The organism is Blautia sp. LMAG:89 (genome assembly GCF_008679485.1).
GTDB classification, from domain to species: Bacteria; Bacillota; Clostridia; order Lachnospirales; family Lachnospiraceae; genus Blautia_A; species Blautia_A fusiformis.
The window spans coordinates 1-14,451 of record NZ_NANC01000004.1; the positions used below are offsets into that span (position 1 = coordinate 1).

13 protein-coding genes are annotated in these 14,451 nt (G+C 46.3%); 1 reads left to right on the plus strand and 12 read right to left on the minus strand.

Going from position 1 to position 14,451, the window contains the following annotated elements:
* Positions 1-174: 174 nt before the first annotated feature.
* Positions 175-486 (plus strand): ArsR/SmtB family transcription factor, encoded by a 312-nt coding sequence (locus CCC70_RS04025; RefSeq protein WP_287084325.1) that lies wholly within the window; start codon positions 175-177, stop codon positions 484-486.
* A gap of 80 nt (positions 487-566) precedes the next feature.
* Here CCC70_RS04025 and CCC70_RS04030 read toward each other — a convergent pair whose 3' ends face one another.
* The 12 genes from CCC70_RS04030 to CCC70_RS04085 all read right to left on the minus strand — a co-directional run bounded on the left by CCC70_RS04030 (position 567) and on the right by CCC70_RS04085 (position 14,153).
* Positions 567-2,684 carry a glycoside hydrolase family 13 protein gene (locus CCC70_RS04030; protein ID WP_287084326.1) on the minus strand — a complete coding sequence of 706 codons (2,118 nt, stop codon included), beginning with the start codon at positions 2,682-2,684 and terminating at the stop codon, positions 567-569.
* 286 nt (positions 2,685-2,970) lie between these two features.
* Positions 2,971-4,818 (minus strand): ATP-dependent zinc metalloprotease FtsH, encoded by a 1,848-nt coding sequence (ftsH, locus tag CCC70_RS04035; RefSeq protein WP_022427362.1) that lies wholly within the window; start codon positions 4,816-4,818, stop codon positions 2,971-2,973.
* Between the two features lie 16 nt (positions 4,819-4,834).
* Positions 4,835-5,362, minus strand: a complete 528-nt coding sequence (hpt, locus tag CCC70_RS04040; RefSeq protein ID WP_015527123.1) for a hypoxanthine phosphoribosyltransferase — start codon at positions 5,360-5,362, stop codon at positions 4,835-4,837.
* Positions 5,359-6,801 (minus strand): tRNA lysidine(34) synthetase TilS, encoded by a 1,443-nt coding sequence (gene tilS / locus CCC70_RS04045; RefSeq protein ID WP_287084327.1) that lies wholly within the window; start codon positions 6,799-6,801, stop codon positions 5,359-5,361. The genes hpt and tilS overlap by 4 nt, the downstream gene beginning before the upstream one ends.
* Before the next feature lie 25 nt (positions 6,802-6,826).
* Positions 6,827-8,320, minus strand: coding sequence for a SpoIIE family protein phosphatase (locus CCC70_RS04050; protein ID WP_015527120.1), 1,494 nt, complete (start codon positions 8,318-8,320; stop codon positions 6,827-6,829).
* Positions 8,321-8,439: 119 nt separating this feature from the next.
* The gene (locus CCC70_RS04055) at positions 8,440-8,754 is read right to left on the minus strand and encodes an FtsB family cell division protein (protein ID WP_227573720.1); all 315 of its coding nucleotides are present in this window, start codon (positions 8,752-8,754) and stop codon (positions 8,440-8,442) included.
* Positions 8,755-8,865: 111 nt separating this feature from the next.
* A complete protein-coding gene (gene yabP / locus CCC70_RS04060; RefSeq protein WP_044960948.1) occupies positions 8,866-9,147 on the minus strand; it encodes a sporulation protein YabP in 282 nt (93 codons plus the stop codon).
* 90 nt (positions 9,148-9,237) lie between these two features.
* Positions 9,238-9,477, minus strand: coding sequence for an RNA-binding S4 domain-containing protein (locus CCC70_RS04065; protein ID WP_015527118.1), 240 nt, complete (start codon positions 9,475-9,477; stop codon positions 9,238-9,240).
* A 73-nt stretch (positions 9,478-9,550) separates the two neighbouring features.
* Entirely contained in the window at positions 9,551-9,844 is a 294-nt protein-coding gene (locus tag CCC70_RS04070; protein ID WP_227573730.1) for an HU family DNA-binding protein, read from the minus strand.
* 102 nt (positions 9,845-9,946) lie between these two features.
* A complete protein-coding gene (locus CCC70_RS04075) occupies positions 9,947-11,680 on the minus strand; it encodes a phospho-sugar mutase (RefSeq protein ID WP_015527116.1) in 1,734 nt (577 codons plus the stop codon).
* Between the two features lie 98 nt (positions 11,681-11,778).
* Positions 11,779-12,753: a hypothetical protein gene (locus tag CCC70_RS04080; RefSeq protein WP_022427359.1), complete on the minus strand. Its 975-nt coding sequence runs from the start codon at positions 12,751-12,753 to the stop codon at positions 11,779-11,781.
* A gap of 59 nt (positions 12,754-12,812) precedes the next feature.
* Positions 12,813-14,153: a CCA tRNA nucleotidyltransferase gene (locus CCC70_RS04085; RefSeq protein ID WP_015527115.1), complete on the minus strand. Its 1,341-nt coding sequence runs from the start codon at positions 14,151-14,153 to the stop codon at positions 12,813-12,815.
* Between the last annotated feature and the right edge of the window lie 298 nt (positions 14,154-14,451).

Genomic DNA, 14,451 nt, shown 5'->3' on the forward strand with positions numbered 1-14,451 from the left:
CTGCGTGCTGAATTCCATTCGTATCCTGTATAAAAAATAAGATCCGTTCTGCAGGGCAGATATCCTGCAGCGGATCCCTGTGCATCCATACAACTCCCCCGTGATGCAGAAAAGAATTTGACCGGTGCGTTTTTTTCAGCTACAATAGAAGTTAACAGTTTGGAGGATGCGCAAATGAAGAAAACACATATAGATTACCCGATCAATAATGATACACTGTACCGGCTTGCCGACCTGTTCAAGGTTTTCGGTGATCCTACCAGGATCCGTATCCTGTACGTACTTTCTGTGGAAGAGCTCTGTGTTCAGGATATTGCCGATCGTCTTTCCATGACCCAGAGTGCCATTTCCCATCAGCTCCGGATACTGAAGCAGATGTCACTGGTCAAATTTCGAAGAGATGGAAAAACCATTTACTACTCCCTGGCAGACAGCCATGTGGCAACCATCATGAATCAGGGACTGGAACATGTTACAGAAGAATAACCCATAAAACACAACGCAAAAAGCCAATCCGTTTCCTAATGGAAGAACAGATTGGCTTTTTTCTCTGCCTTATTCGTGCATCATTTATATTTATCTCTCGTCCTGTGGTGAAGCACCATCGCTCCGTATGCAGGCATCTTCACCTGAAGAATCCCTGCATCTGCAATATATTCTTCCGGCATTTCCGTATAACCCTCTCCGGAAGAAAGCATCAGGCGCTGAAAAGCCGTTGCTTCTTTCCGGCTTACACCGGTTTTCCAAGCTGTTACCCTTATGTCTCTCTCCTGATCCTGATTATTAAGGATCACTATGATCTGTTCAGAATCAGAAAAACGACCATAGCTCAAGCCCTGATGATCGTTCCACAGAAATTCCAGGGAACCCTTTGCAAGAATCGGATATGCCTTGTGTATGCAGATCATACGTTTATGAAAGTCCAGCATCTCCTGGTCTTCTTTTCCCCAGGGATAAGTTCTGCGGTTATCCGGATCTGTAAAGCCGCAGACGCCGGCCTCATCCCCGTAATATACCGTAGGCGCACCAGGCCACGTCATCTGGATCACAACAGCCTCTCTCATGATGGCAGGATTGATGCCTGCAGATGCTGCCTCTGCGCCTGCGTAGGAAAGCCTTCCTACTCTGTGATTGGTCCTTGTCAAAAATCTGGAATGGTCATGGTTTGAAAGCTCATTCATGGCTCCATAAAGCGCTCCCATATGCAAAGACTGCATATGATGCTTCATCGCCCCGATAAAGGCCTCACTGTTGCCATAAAGGTCCTCCCGGTACTCATCACTGTGCTTCTCCATTCCGGTCAGGAACCAGGTTACAGGCTCCATAAAAGCGTCATAGTTCATAACCGTATCCCACTCATCGCCGCGAAGCCAGCTTTCCGGATTTCCGTAGTGTTCTGCAAGGATCACTGCATCAGGATTGGCTTCTTTTACTGTCCTCCGGAATTCTTTCCAGAAGTGATGGTTAAAATCATTGCTGTGGCCCAGATCTGCAGCTACATCCAGTCTCCAGCCGTCTACGTTATACGGCGGCGAAACCCATTTTCTGCCCACATCAAGGATCGTCCGGCAAAGCTCCTCAGATTCTTCGTAGTTCAGCTTTGGCAGGGTATCATGGGTCCACCAGCCGTCGTAGGTTGGATTATAGGGCCAGCGGTTCTGATCCTGGAAACAGAAGAAAGAACGATAAGGGCTGTCCGCCGAAACATAGGCCCCCTTCTCGTAGCCTTCCTGATTTTCGTAGATCCGTTCCCTGTCCATCCATTTATTAAAGGATCCGCAATGGTTAAATACCCCATCCAGGATCACTTTCATCCCTCTTCTGTGAATTTCCTCCACAAGCTCCTGAAAAAGCTTATTACTGGCCTCCAAATTCCGTTTATCGGTCACACGGCGGATATACTTAAGGGCATGACTGTTATCACTGTCTCCGGGACTTAACAGACCATCACAGTCCGCTACGATCCTTCCGATATGCGGATCGATATGATCGTAATCCTGACAGTCATACTTATGGTTGCTGGGAGAGACAAAGACCGGATTCAGATAGATCACATCTACTCCAAGCTCCTGAAGATAATCCAACTTATCCATAACTCCCTGAAGATCGCCGCCATAAAATTCCCGGACACCCATCACAGCCGGAACCTTTTCCCAGTTATCCACTTTTACGGAAGTGTCCCCGATATAGAAATATTCCCCTGTTTCCACATCATTGGAAGGATCTCCGTTACAGAAACGATCCACATAAATCTGATACATCACAGCACCCTTCAGCCACTCAGGCACATGATATCCGGGATAGATCTCAAATTCTGTCCTTTCCTCATGTCTGGTGCTTACACCATTTGTATCATAATAACAGGTAACAAGTCCTGAATGAATCTCAAAGTAATATCGTACAAGATTTTTTCCCATTACGATCTGTGCAGTATAATAATCAAAGCTTCCGGAAGTTTTTTCCCACTTCATTTCCAGATATTCTCCGTCATGCACAAGACAGACGTTGTCCACATTATTTCTCTGGGTACGAAAACGGATCGTAACTGTATCACCTTCCCGCGGCTCCACAGGTGTACGGTAATATTCCGTCCCGTCACTGAACATTGCGTCTTTATTTAATACCGGACTCATATTGAGTATATACCGCATCTTCTTTGCAGTCTCCATGCTTTCATATAACATTCTATCTTCCTCATTCCGTTTTTAGTACCATGTTTCAAATATATTATCTTAATTTTTTCCATCCCGCAAGCATATATATCTGTTTTCTCCGTAATTCGCCTTTTATTTTTGGGCAGTAAAAAAGACAGCTGGTTAGGCTGCCTTTTTTGGAGAAGGTATTTCTTCTTATGGGGTGTAGCAAAAACTATATAATGTATTGGGGGGTTTTTACGGTATTTATAGTACCATGTGTCCACCAAAAAGTGTGCACAAAGTTCACAAAATTCAATATATTTTTTTGTGCATTTTATTCGTTTGTTTTTGCAACCTCTTCTTTTTCTGTTGTAAAAAGTGCTTCAAACTCTTCACGATGTATCTTTTCCTTCTCGAGAAGAAGGGCCGCACAGCTGTGAAGAACGCCGATATTCTCACGGATGATGCTCTCTGCATTCTCATGGCACTCACGGATGATACGGGAAATCTCCCCATCGATCTCTCTTGCCACTTCCTCACTGTAGCCTCTGGTATGTGCCAGATCACGGCCGATAAATACCTCATCGTCATCGTTGCCGTAAGCGATCAGACCGATTTTTTCAGACATACCGTATTTCATTACCATAGAGCGTGCAGTCTCTGTGGCACGTTTGATATCATTGGAAGCACCTGTGGTGATATCTCCGAAGATGATCTCCTCAGCCACACGTCCGCCAAGAAGCGTGGTGATATCCTCCAGCATTTTGTTCTTTGTATTAAACATCTCATCATTATCCGGCAGCGGCATGGTGTAGCCGGCAGCTCCCATTCCCGTAGGGATAATGGAAATGGTGTATACCGGATCCATATGAGGAAGTACATGGAACAGGATCGCATGGCCTGCTTCATGATAAGCTGTGATCTTTTTCTCTTTATCAGAGATGACCTTGCTCTTCTTTTCTGCACCGATCCCGACCTTGATGAATGCTTTCTTGATATCCTTCTGCATGATATAAGGACGGCCCTCTTTTGCAGCATCAATAGCAGCTTCGTTAAGAAGGTTCTCCAGATCTGCACCTGTAAATCCTGCGGTTGTCTGGGCGATCTGGCGAAGATCCACATCATCTCCCAGCGGTTTGTCCTTGGCATGGACCATAAGGATCTCCTCTCTGCCCTTGACATCCGGGCGTCCCACACCGACTTTACGGTCAAATCGTCCCGGACGGAGGATCGCAGGATCCAGAATATCCACACGGTTGGTCGCTGCCATTACGATGATTCCTTCATTTACTCCAAAACCATCCATCTCTACAAGAAGCTGGTTCAACGTCTGCTCTCTCTCATCGTGGCCGCCGCCCATACCGGTTCCTCTCTGACGGGCTACCGCATCGATCTCATCAATAAAGATGATGCACGGTGCATGACGCTTGCCCTCTTCAAAAAGATCTCGTACACGGGAAGCACCGACACCAACAAACATCTCCACGAAATCGGATCCGGAAATGGAGAAAAACGGAACTCCGGCCTCTCCTGCAACTGCCTTCGCGAGAAGAGTTTTACCTGTTCCCGGAGGGCCCACAAGGATCACGCCTTTCGGGATCCTGGCACCTACCTTGGTATACTTCTGTGGGGATTTCAGGAAATCCACCACTTCCTCCAGATCCTCCTTCTCCTCCTGAAGACCTGCAACATCCTTGAACGTTACTTTCTTATCATCAGGGGACGACATCCTGGCTCTGCTTTTTCCGAAATTCATCATCTTCGCATTGCTTCCGCCGCCTCCAGACATCTGCCGGTTCATCATCATAAAGAAAAAGAGAAGGATCGCGCCGGTAAGCACTACCGGAAGTACTGTTCCAATCATGGAGCTGTCCTTGGGTACATTGCGGATCGTCGGATCGATATCATGTTCTTCAAGAAGCGCCTCCGCTTCCTTTACATCGGTTACGTAGACTGTCTTCTGACCATCTGAAACAATGTTTGCTGTTACATAACCGGTGGGCACTTCTCTGTTCTGATGGATCACCGCATCCGTCACTTTGTCTTCTTCCAGAGCCTTTTCCAGCTGGCCCATTGTGTAGCTGCCCTGGGTAGATACCTGGTCATTGAGATACAGATATCCTGCGATCAGTGCCACAATAAGCAGAAGGTACAGGCCTATCTTACCTGAATGCTTGCTCACTTGGTTAAATCTCCTTTCAGTCCTGAAGCTCCACTACTCCGATGTAAGGAAGGTTTCTGTATTTCTGGGCATAATCAAGTCCGTATCCTACTACAAACTCGTCCGGAATATTGAAGCAGCAGTAATCTACCTCTACATCTGTCACACGTCTCTCCGGTTTGTCAAGAAGTGTACAGAGTCTGATGCTTGCCGGATGTCTGCCCTTCAGGATACGCAGCAGATAGCTTAAGGTTCTGCCTGAATCAATAATATCCTCTACGATCAAAACATCTTTCCCGTCCAGTGGCTGATCCAGATCCTTGACGATCTTTACAACACCGCTGGATTTCGTATCATCACCGTAACTGGACACAGACATGAAATCCAGTGTTACCGGGCGTGTGATCCTCTTGGCAAGCTCACACATAAAGAAAACGCCGCCTTTCAGAACGCAGATCATGTGTACATCTTTTCCGTCATAATCCTTGTTGATCATATCTGCAACTTCCTGGATACGGGCATCTACCTCTTCTTCACTGAGTAAAACCCTGATTTTTTCGCTCATGCTAAAGCTCCTCCTTGGTAATGTAATTCTAACACTCTCCCTGTAGTGGAAGTGATCTTATACTTCTCGTTCATACGTCCTCCCGGGATCCAGAGTATCTCAGATCCTACCGCAACAACCGGAAGCCTGTCTCTCATCTCCGCCGGAATCTTCTCATCAATAAAGATCCGGTTCAGCTTCTTTCTTCCGCCTTCACTGTTTACAGTAAGATAATCTCCCTGTCTTCTGGTCCGAACGCATGGACTATTTTTTATTTTATCATAATCAAACCATTTCGTATACTTTTTTTCTTCAATCTTCTGTTTCTTATAAGAAAAAATTTTCGACTCAAAAACTCCGAAAGGACTTTCCAGAATTCCAGGTACCGGAAGCTCCATAGACATTTCTCTGAGACCTGCCGATACTTTTTTTTCAGTGGAAGCAGCGTTCTCCCCGTCTGATGCAAAGTTCTTTTTCAGACATACCCCTCCGTACTGTCGTATTACCCGCAGCGATTCCGGAAGGTTGATATAACGACCGTTTTCTTTTTTTTGAAGCGAAAGGACCTGGTCCACATGAAGAGATGTAAAGTCCTTACGTTTTCCTGACAGTATCTCAAACGCCTCCATCACCGCATATTCCTGAAGGATAGGATCCTGTGCAAAAAATTTTTCATCCAGCAGATAGCCATTTTCTTTCCGGCAGCCTGCCAGAAGCTCCCTTCCCTTTTTCTGAAGATACGAATCTGCCTCTGCCAGAACCCGTGCGGTTTCTGCCATATGCTCCACCGCTTTTGCATTGATCTTCTGTTCCATAGCCGGAAGAATATGGTTACGGATCCGGTTTCTTGTATAGTCATCTGAAAGATTGCTGCTGTCTGTGATATAGGAAATACCTCTCTCCTTCAGATAATTGACGATTTCCTTCCGTTCTAAACACAAAACCGGCCGGATGATCTCACCATTTACCGCCTGTATCCCGGAAAGTCCCCGGATACCGGTTCCCCTTGCCAGATGATGCAGCATAGTCTCTGCCAGATCGTTGCGATTATGTGCCAGCGCAATCCGGAACTGTCCGTTCTTTTCTGACTGTTCCCCGGAAAAACCAAGTCTCTTTTTTTCCTCCTGGAACGCCTGTTTTCGCACGATTCTTCCGGTTTCTTCTTCTCCCAGCTTCCACTTTCCGGAAAGTTCCGGAACCGGATAATGCCTGGACCGGAAAGGAATTCCCCAATCCCGGCAGATTTTTTCCACAAACTGCTCATCCCGGTCCGCCTCCTGGCCCCGGATCCCATGATGGACATGAACCACTTCCATGGAAAAACCGATCTCTTTCTGAAGACTTTTCAAAATATGAAGCATTGCTATGGAATCCGCCCCTCCGGAAACCCCTGCCACAACCATATCCTCTGCTTTCAGCATCCGATTGTCTCTGATATATTTTCTTACACGTGTGATCATTTTTTCTCCTGTAACCAAAAATACTCTATTTTTTCCACAATCCTGCCACAACTACTGTCATATCATCCCTGGCATGATAATCACTGTATCCCAGGACCCTTTCCAGTATTCCCCGTCCCATCTCCCTGGGCTCTTTTTCCCGGACATCCATAATGATCTCCTTCATGGTTTCCTCTTCCCGTTCTGTAGGAAGTGCATCCAGAACTCCATCTGTCATCATGATCAGATAATCTCCATGATAAAGCTTCCTTGAGGCAGTATCAAAATCCAGCTGCTGGACCAAGCCTGCTGCAAGATTTTCCGAAGCAATGGATTCCACCCAGTGATCTCTTTTAATAAATGTGGAAGACGCCCCTGCTTTCAGAAAATCACAGATCCCGGTATAAAGATCCACCGCACAGATATCAACAGTAGAAAACATCCCTTCCCGTCCTTTCAATAGCAGTGCGGAATTCACCATTCTGGCAGCTGTTTCCTGAGAAAAGCCGGATTCCAGAAACTGTTCCAGAAGTTCTACCACGATCTCGCTTTCTTTAAACGCTTCTATTCCGGAACCCATCCCATCAGACAGACAGAGAAAAAACCTGCCATCCTCTTCCTGACGACAGATATAATTGTCTCCGGAAACCTTTTCCGCTTCTCTTGTAAGCCGCGCTACTCCGTAAAGCATCTGATAACTGACATCCTCCACAAAATGGACCATACGAAAATCTCCATTTACAATACTGCGGCTGTCGGCGTCCGGCGTCATGGAGCTTCCGCAGATCCTGGACAGGATCTGTGCGATCTCTGTCATGGAAACACACTGTCCGCTCCTGGCTCTCAGATTCAGAAATATCTGCCGTCTTCCTTCGATCTTATCCATGACCCAGACATTCTTTACAAGTACATGCTTTTTACGAAGTGCCTTTTTCAGATCTTCCTGAAACTGCGGATCTGCCGGCATGATATCATACAGCTCTTCTGCCATATGATCCATGATCCTCGAGATTTCCGTCAGCTGCTGTGCAACTGCAAGCCGGCTTTCGATCATCCGGTTATCCCACACGAGATTCTGCCTTTCTTCACGAAATCCCTCATTCAGGACCTGAAAATACTGGGCGGAACGGCCACATGCTCCCATCCATTCACTGCGTGCTCTCTGGATACTCTCTTCATTGCCTTCCTCCATGGTACGGATCATATTCTCACTGCCCCGCATGGTTTCCCCGGCACGCTCTCCCCAGCAGATCTCTCTCTGATAACATCTGGAACATACAGCCGCACTGGTGTCCGATATGATACGGTTCAGCTGTCCTCCGCTCAAAAATTCCTTACGGTAAGGCATTCCGTAGAATGTATCCGCAAGCTTCCGGAAGGATGCTGCATACCGTTCCACTTTTTCCTTCTGGGGATGGCTTTCACAAAGCGGCAGCATTTCTTCTTTTTCCTTCGTTTTTCCCGAAAAGACAGTTTTTGCCATGTCCCGGAGTATCAGCAGTATGCTGACTACGAGCATGGCAATGATCCATTCCTGCATATTTTCCCCTCCCCTTATAACCTTCACTGACTGAACATTATAAAGGAAGATCCCTGAAATATCTGTCAAAGCCGCACGAAAATGTCAAAAAAAATTTCGTCGAAACCTTTGATTTTCAGCTATTTTTCTTCCTGAAACACGATCTCGTTGTCTTTCACAAGTCCCAGCTTCTCACGAGCCGCCTCTTCCACATATTCGTCGGTCTTCATATGTTCTTTCTCTGCTTCGATCTCCTTGGTACGTTCCTTCTCACTTTCAATGGACTTCTCCAGTGCTGTAGCTTTGGAATCATAATAATCCCTGCGCCGTTCCAGAGTCTTACTCTGCAGCATAAGGCTTCCCAGCAACACCAGTGCGATCACCATGATCCCCGCCATGCCAAGATAATTATATCCGATCCGTTTTTTTTCTTTTCCCTTTTTTGGATTTTTCAATCTGCTGCTCCTTTTTTACACAATCTGATCTCTTTACCTTTTACGAGCTTATACATCCAAATTTTACAACTTCTTCAAAAAAATATCAACCGGTTTGCTGTCATTTTAGCTTTAATGGAACAGTCTTTTTAAAAGGGATCCTTCTTTTTTGTCCTTTTTCCTGCCAAGATAGGTAAGACTGTCGATTTTTCCCTCCAAGCTAAGCTGCCCACTTTTCAGATCAAGATGTTTTACATGAAGTCCTTCGCCTTTTATGGATAACTTTCCTTCCTCTGTATGCAGCAGTATTTCTTTTTCATCGAAAGAGATCACCTCCCGGATTCCCGTTATGGTGCCGCCTTTCTGCCGCTCCAGCATCAGACTGTGAAATGCTGCCGGTTTCTTCTCGTCCAATCCATACCTCCCTGGGGATGATTTCTCTTTTATTTTATGAAAAATCCATCCGGAATAGACCATCACGCCCAAACGGCAGCTGTCCCTGCATCAGATATAGCGGAACATGCTTTCCACCTCATCCTTTTTTACCGTTTCCTTAACTTCCAGGACTTCAACCTTTACATTACGGCTTCCAAACTGGATCTCCACAGTGTCACCGGTCTTTACCTGTACAGAAGCCTTGGCCGGCTTGTCATTGACCAGAACTCTTCCTGCATCGCAGGCTTCATTTGCCACCGTACGGCGTTTGATCAGTCTGGAGACTTTCAGATATTTATCAAGACGCATAATTTTTCCTCCTAAAAAAGCAGGGGAAACCAAAAACCGGTTTCCCCTGCCGTTATCACTCTGAACCAACAGATTATTTACCGTTGACAACGTCCTTTAAAGCTTTTCCTGCTTTGAACTTCGGAGACTTGGAAGCCTCGATCGTCATGGTCTCACCAGTCTGAGGATTTCTTCCCTCTCTTGCAGCTCTTGTGCTTACTTCGAAAGTTCCAAATCCAACCAGCTGAATCTTCTCGCCTTTTTTCAGTTCATCTGTTACAACATCGATAAAAGATTTCAGAACAGCTTCTACATCTTTCTTGGAAAGATTGGTGTCTTTCGCCATTGCTGCCACTAACTCTGTTTTATTCATGGTGTTTCCTCCTATAATTGATGTTCTCTTATTTTTGACTTTGCTTTATATATATACCGCTTTTGGCTTATAATGTCAAGGTTTTTCGCATATTACAGGCGGAATGTGACCATTTTATCATTTCATGGAATCAACCATTTCAAGAACAGCCTTGCCCATTGCATCGGATTTCTCGTCTGCATCTGCAAGAGATGTTCCCTTAACGCCATAATAGAATTTAACCTTAGGCTCTGTTCCGGACGGTCTTACGCAAACCCATGCATCATCGGTAAGCTCATAGTAGAGAACATTGGAATTCGGAAGTCCTGTCGGCTTCTTCTCACCTGTTGCAAGATCTGTGATCTCATCCAGCTTGTAGTCACGTACAGCAGTCACCTTATGTCCGGCAAACTCAGCAGGCGGATTCTGACGAAGTGTTGTCATGATCTCCTGGATCTTCTGAAGTCCCTCGATACCCTTCATGGTAACTGCCTGAATGGCATCCTTATAGTAACCGAACTCCTCATACATATCGATCATTGCATCCCAGAGAGTCTTGCCCTGTGTCTTATAGTAAGCAGCAGCTTCGCAAAGTGCCATGGTAGCAACAATAGCATCCTTGTCTCTTGCATAAGTTCCGATCAGGCAGCCGTAGCTCTCCTCAAATCCGAAAAGATATGTACCCTTGCCACTGTTCTCAAATCCGAGGATCTGCTGTCCGATGTATTTGAATCCGGTAAGTACTTCGATAAGATTCACGTTGTATCCCTTGGCAATGGCATCTGCCAGGTTTGTTGTAACGATAGTCTTTACAAGAGCTCCGTCCTCCGGAAGGCTTCCGTTTACAGCCTTTCTCTGGCTCAGCTCATAGTTTGCAAGAAGGCATCCGGACATGTTACCGGTAAGATCATGATACTCTCCGTTTTTATCCTTTACGCGGACGCCAAGACGGTCTGCATCCGGGTCTGTAGCAAGTACGATGTCTGCATCCACTTCCTTCGCAAGCTTCAGGCCAAGCTCAAATGCCTCTGCTGCCTCCGGGTTCGGATAGCTGACTGTCGGGAAATCCCCGTTCGGAAGCTCCTGCTCCGGTACTACATATACATTCTCAAATCCAAGCTCTTTAAGGATCCTTCTGGCCGGGATATTGCCGGTTCCGTGAAGAGGTGTGTAAACGATCTTCAGGTTCCTGCCCTCTGCCTGGATCGCATCCATATGGATGATCTGTTTCTTAAGCTCTGCCATGTAAGCATCATCGACAGCCTGTCCGATCACTTCGAAAAGTCCTGCCTTTACTGCGTCTTCCTTGTCCATGGTCTTTACGGTATTCCAGTCGGAGATTGCCTTTACCTCGCCCATGATACCGGAATCATGAGGTGGTGTGATCTGCGCGCCGTCCTCCCAGTAAACCTTGTATCCGTTGTATTCCGGAGGATTGTGGCTGGCTGTTACGTTGATACCTGCCACACAGCCCAGATGACGTACTGCAAAGGAAAGCTCCGGTGTCGGACGAAGTGTCTCAAAGATATAAGCCTTGATCCCGTTTGCTGCCAGGCAAAGTGCTGCTTCCTGGGCAAACTCCGGTGACATATGACGGGAATCATATGCGATAGCAACTCCCTGGGATTTCTTGTCAACCTTGGCAATATAATTGGCAAGCCCCTGGGTTGCTCTTCTTACCACATAAATATTCATACGGTTGGTACCTGCGCCGATGATACCACGCAGGCCTGCCGTACCAAACTCAAGATCCATATAAAAACGCTCTTTGATCTCATTTTCGTCGTCTTTGATCGCTTTCAGTTCTTCTTTTGTCGCCTCATCGAAGTATGGGTTTTCAAGCCACTGATTATAGATTTCTTTATAATCCATGTTCCAAAATACCTCCCTGTTTCTTTATATAAGATACTTAATATTATATAACAATTTTCAGAAAAAGGGAAGTTTTGTTTTTTTCACATTCAGAATCATTACTGCCTGAAGCACTGTTTTGAAAATTCCTCCCACTGTTTTTTCTGATGGATCAGGGTTCTCAGCTTTTCCACATTTTTTCCAGAGATCACAGCCTTGTTATGTGTATAATAATGATTTGCCAATTTCCAGTATTTTTCCGGATAACAGAACCGGACTCTCAGGTTCTGCCACTCAGACTCCGAAAGCGGCCGTACGGAATCATATGCAGAAAGCATCTTCTGCGCGAGGTGCAGATCCCAACTGTATTTCTCCAGAATTTTCCGCATAAAGCGGTACAGATCTGCCATCTGCACATCAAAGCTCCAGTGACTGAAATTCGTCACCGCTGTGTTTTTCCCAAGTATCAGCACATTATGCTGATTATATTCGCCATGACAGATACTGCCGCTTTGAAGAGACTGCTGCCGCAGATTTTTATAATCCGTGGTTTCCAGCATAGCTGCCGCTTCTTCTCCTTTTTGCAGAAACCATTCCACGCTTTTCAGATAATCCTTCTCAAAAGAATTGACCGCTCCTTTTTTTCGGATAAAACGGCGTATTTTTTTCATTTCCTGATTATGCCGGATATATTCTTCCTGCAGATTTCTTCCCGCATAATCCATTTCCACAGGAAGCTGCATGATCTTGTGGATCTGTGCCAGAGTCCGGATGCTTTTTAAAATATCGTTTTCGGATCTCGTGTCACATTCCCGTCCCTCAAACCAGATCTGTGCAGTATATGGAACAGAATCTTTGTCCCTGCTTACCAGTACGCCTTCCCTGTTTCTGAGATAGGCGTCCACAAGACAGTTCTGTTCTTTCATTTTTTCAAGAAGCTGCTGCTGCATGGAAAGCTTTTTTTCCGAGCCATGAAATTCCCGGAGTATCACCGGACCTTTTTCTGTCCGGCACAGAAGTGCCCCCCGCACCCTGCCGGAGAATGAAGCCGTAAGCCCATACTGCTCCAGCACGCTCAACCCATAATCATACAAAAAAGTTCCCCCCTGCCTTATTTTACGTTCTATTTTATGCAGGGGGGATTTTTGTTATTCTATTCGGTTTTTATGCTGTCTTTTTCTGCTGTTTCAAGAAGTTTTTCTTTTGTATTAAGGGTTGGATCTTTCAGCACACAGTCAAGAAGTCTTTCGAGCAGTGCTCCCAGTGCCGGTCCGGCCGGATGTCCTGCCTTTATAAGATCCTTTCCGGAAACTGCCAGGGTTTTCAGAGATGTACATTCACCTCTTTCAAGGATCCCCTGATAAGCTTCCGTCACACCGCTTAACCGTGCCAGCTTCTCCTCCCTCCTGTAAGTACTCTGGGATAAAAGATCTGCCTTCTGCACTTTCAGATACAGCGGAAAAAGCTCTTCTCCGATAAGATTCACAGCTCTCCGCACATCCTCGGCGTCCGGAGTGGGACGAAGATCATGATACCGGATCAGACGACAGGTATTTCGGATCGTTACATTATCAAATTTCAGACGACGCAGGATCTTTCCTGCCAGCTTTTCGCCTGCCGGTCCGTGAGTCTTAAAGTGGTCTCTTCCATTCTCATCTGTCTTTTTTACAACCGGCTTGGCAATGTCATGAAGAAGCATGGTGATACGAAGAAGCCTGTCATTCTCGATCTCCGTAAGGCTTTTCAGGATGTGCTCGCCTACGCTGCAGCAGTGATGGGGGGTATTCTGCGCTGTTTCCATACAGGCATCAAATTCCGGAAGAAATTCCCGGGTAAGGCCTGTCTCCCAGGCTGTCCGGAGGTAATCCGGATGATCGGATACCAGAAGCTTTACAAGCTCTGTCTGGATACGCTCTGCACTGACATGCTCCAGGTTCCCCGACATCCGCGCCAGTGCCGCTTTCGTATTCTCCTCCACAGTAAAACCAAGCTGTGCGGAAAAACGCACTGCACGGAGCATCCGAAGAGCATCCTCTGTAAAACGTTCCACCGGATCCCCGACACAACGGATGATCTTCCTATTGATATCCTCCATTCCGCCAAACAGATCCACCAGTCCATGCCCCGGATGATAAGCCATGGCGTTAATGGTAAAATCTCTTCGTTTCAGATCTTCCTCAAGACTCCTGGTAAAGGTCACGGCATCCGGGTGACGGCCATCATGATATTCTCCGTCCACACGGTAGGTTGTCACCTCAAAGCCCTCTTTGCCCATCATTACAGTTACTGTTCCATGCTGGATCCCCGTATCTACAGTTCTGTGAAAAAGCTCCTTCACCTGCTCTGGAAGTGCGGAGGTAGTGATATCCCAGTCCCCAGGCACCCGGTCCAGGATGGAATCCCGGACACAGCCGCCAACAACATATGCCTCATAGCCGGCTTCATTGAGAATATGCAGGATCTGTTCTGCTTTTTGTGGTATGTTAATCGTCATAATAACTCCTCTTGATGATCGCTGCCGTCCGGTAAAGCGGACATTCGCAATCCGCTTCGCTACTTGCTCATGAACGCAGTCGCTTCGCGATCTGCGTTCAAAACACGTTTACATTTCGCTGTATTATCTCCATGTCAGCAGCCGAATAATATTCTGATATGTTTTCCTTAACGCTATTATAACATAGATTCATAAAAACAGCGGAGCATATTTTGCCCCGCCGTTGTTTCTGCAATATGGTTCCTGTTCACTCCGTTCTCAGTAACACGCTTCGCGATGCACAGAATTTATGCTGATC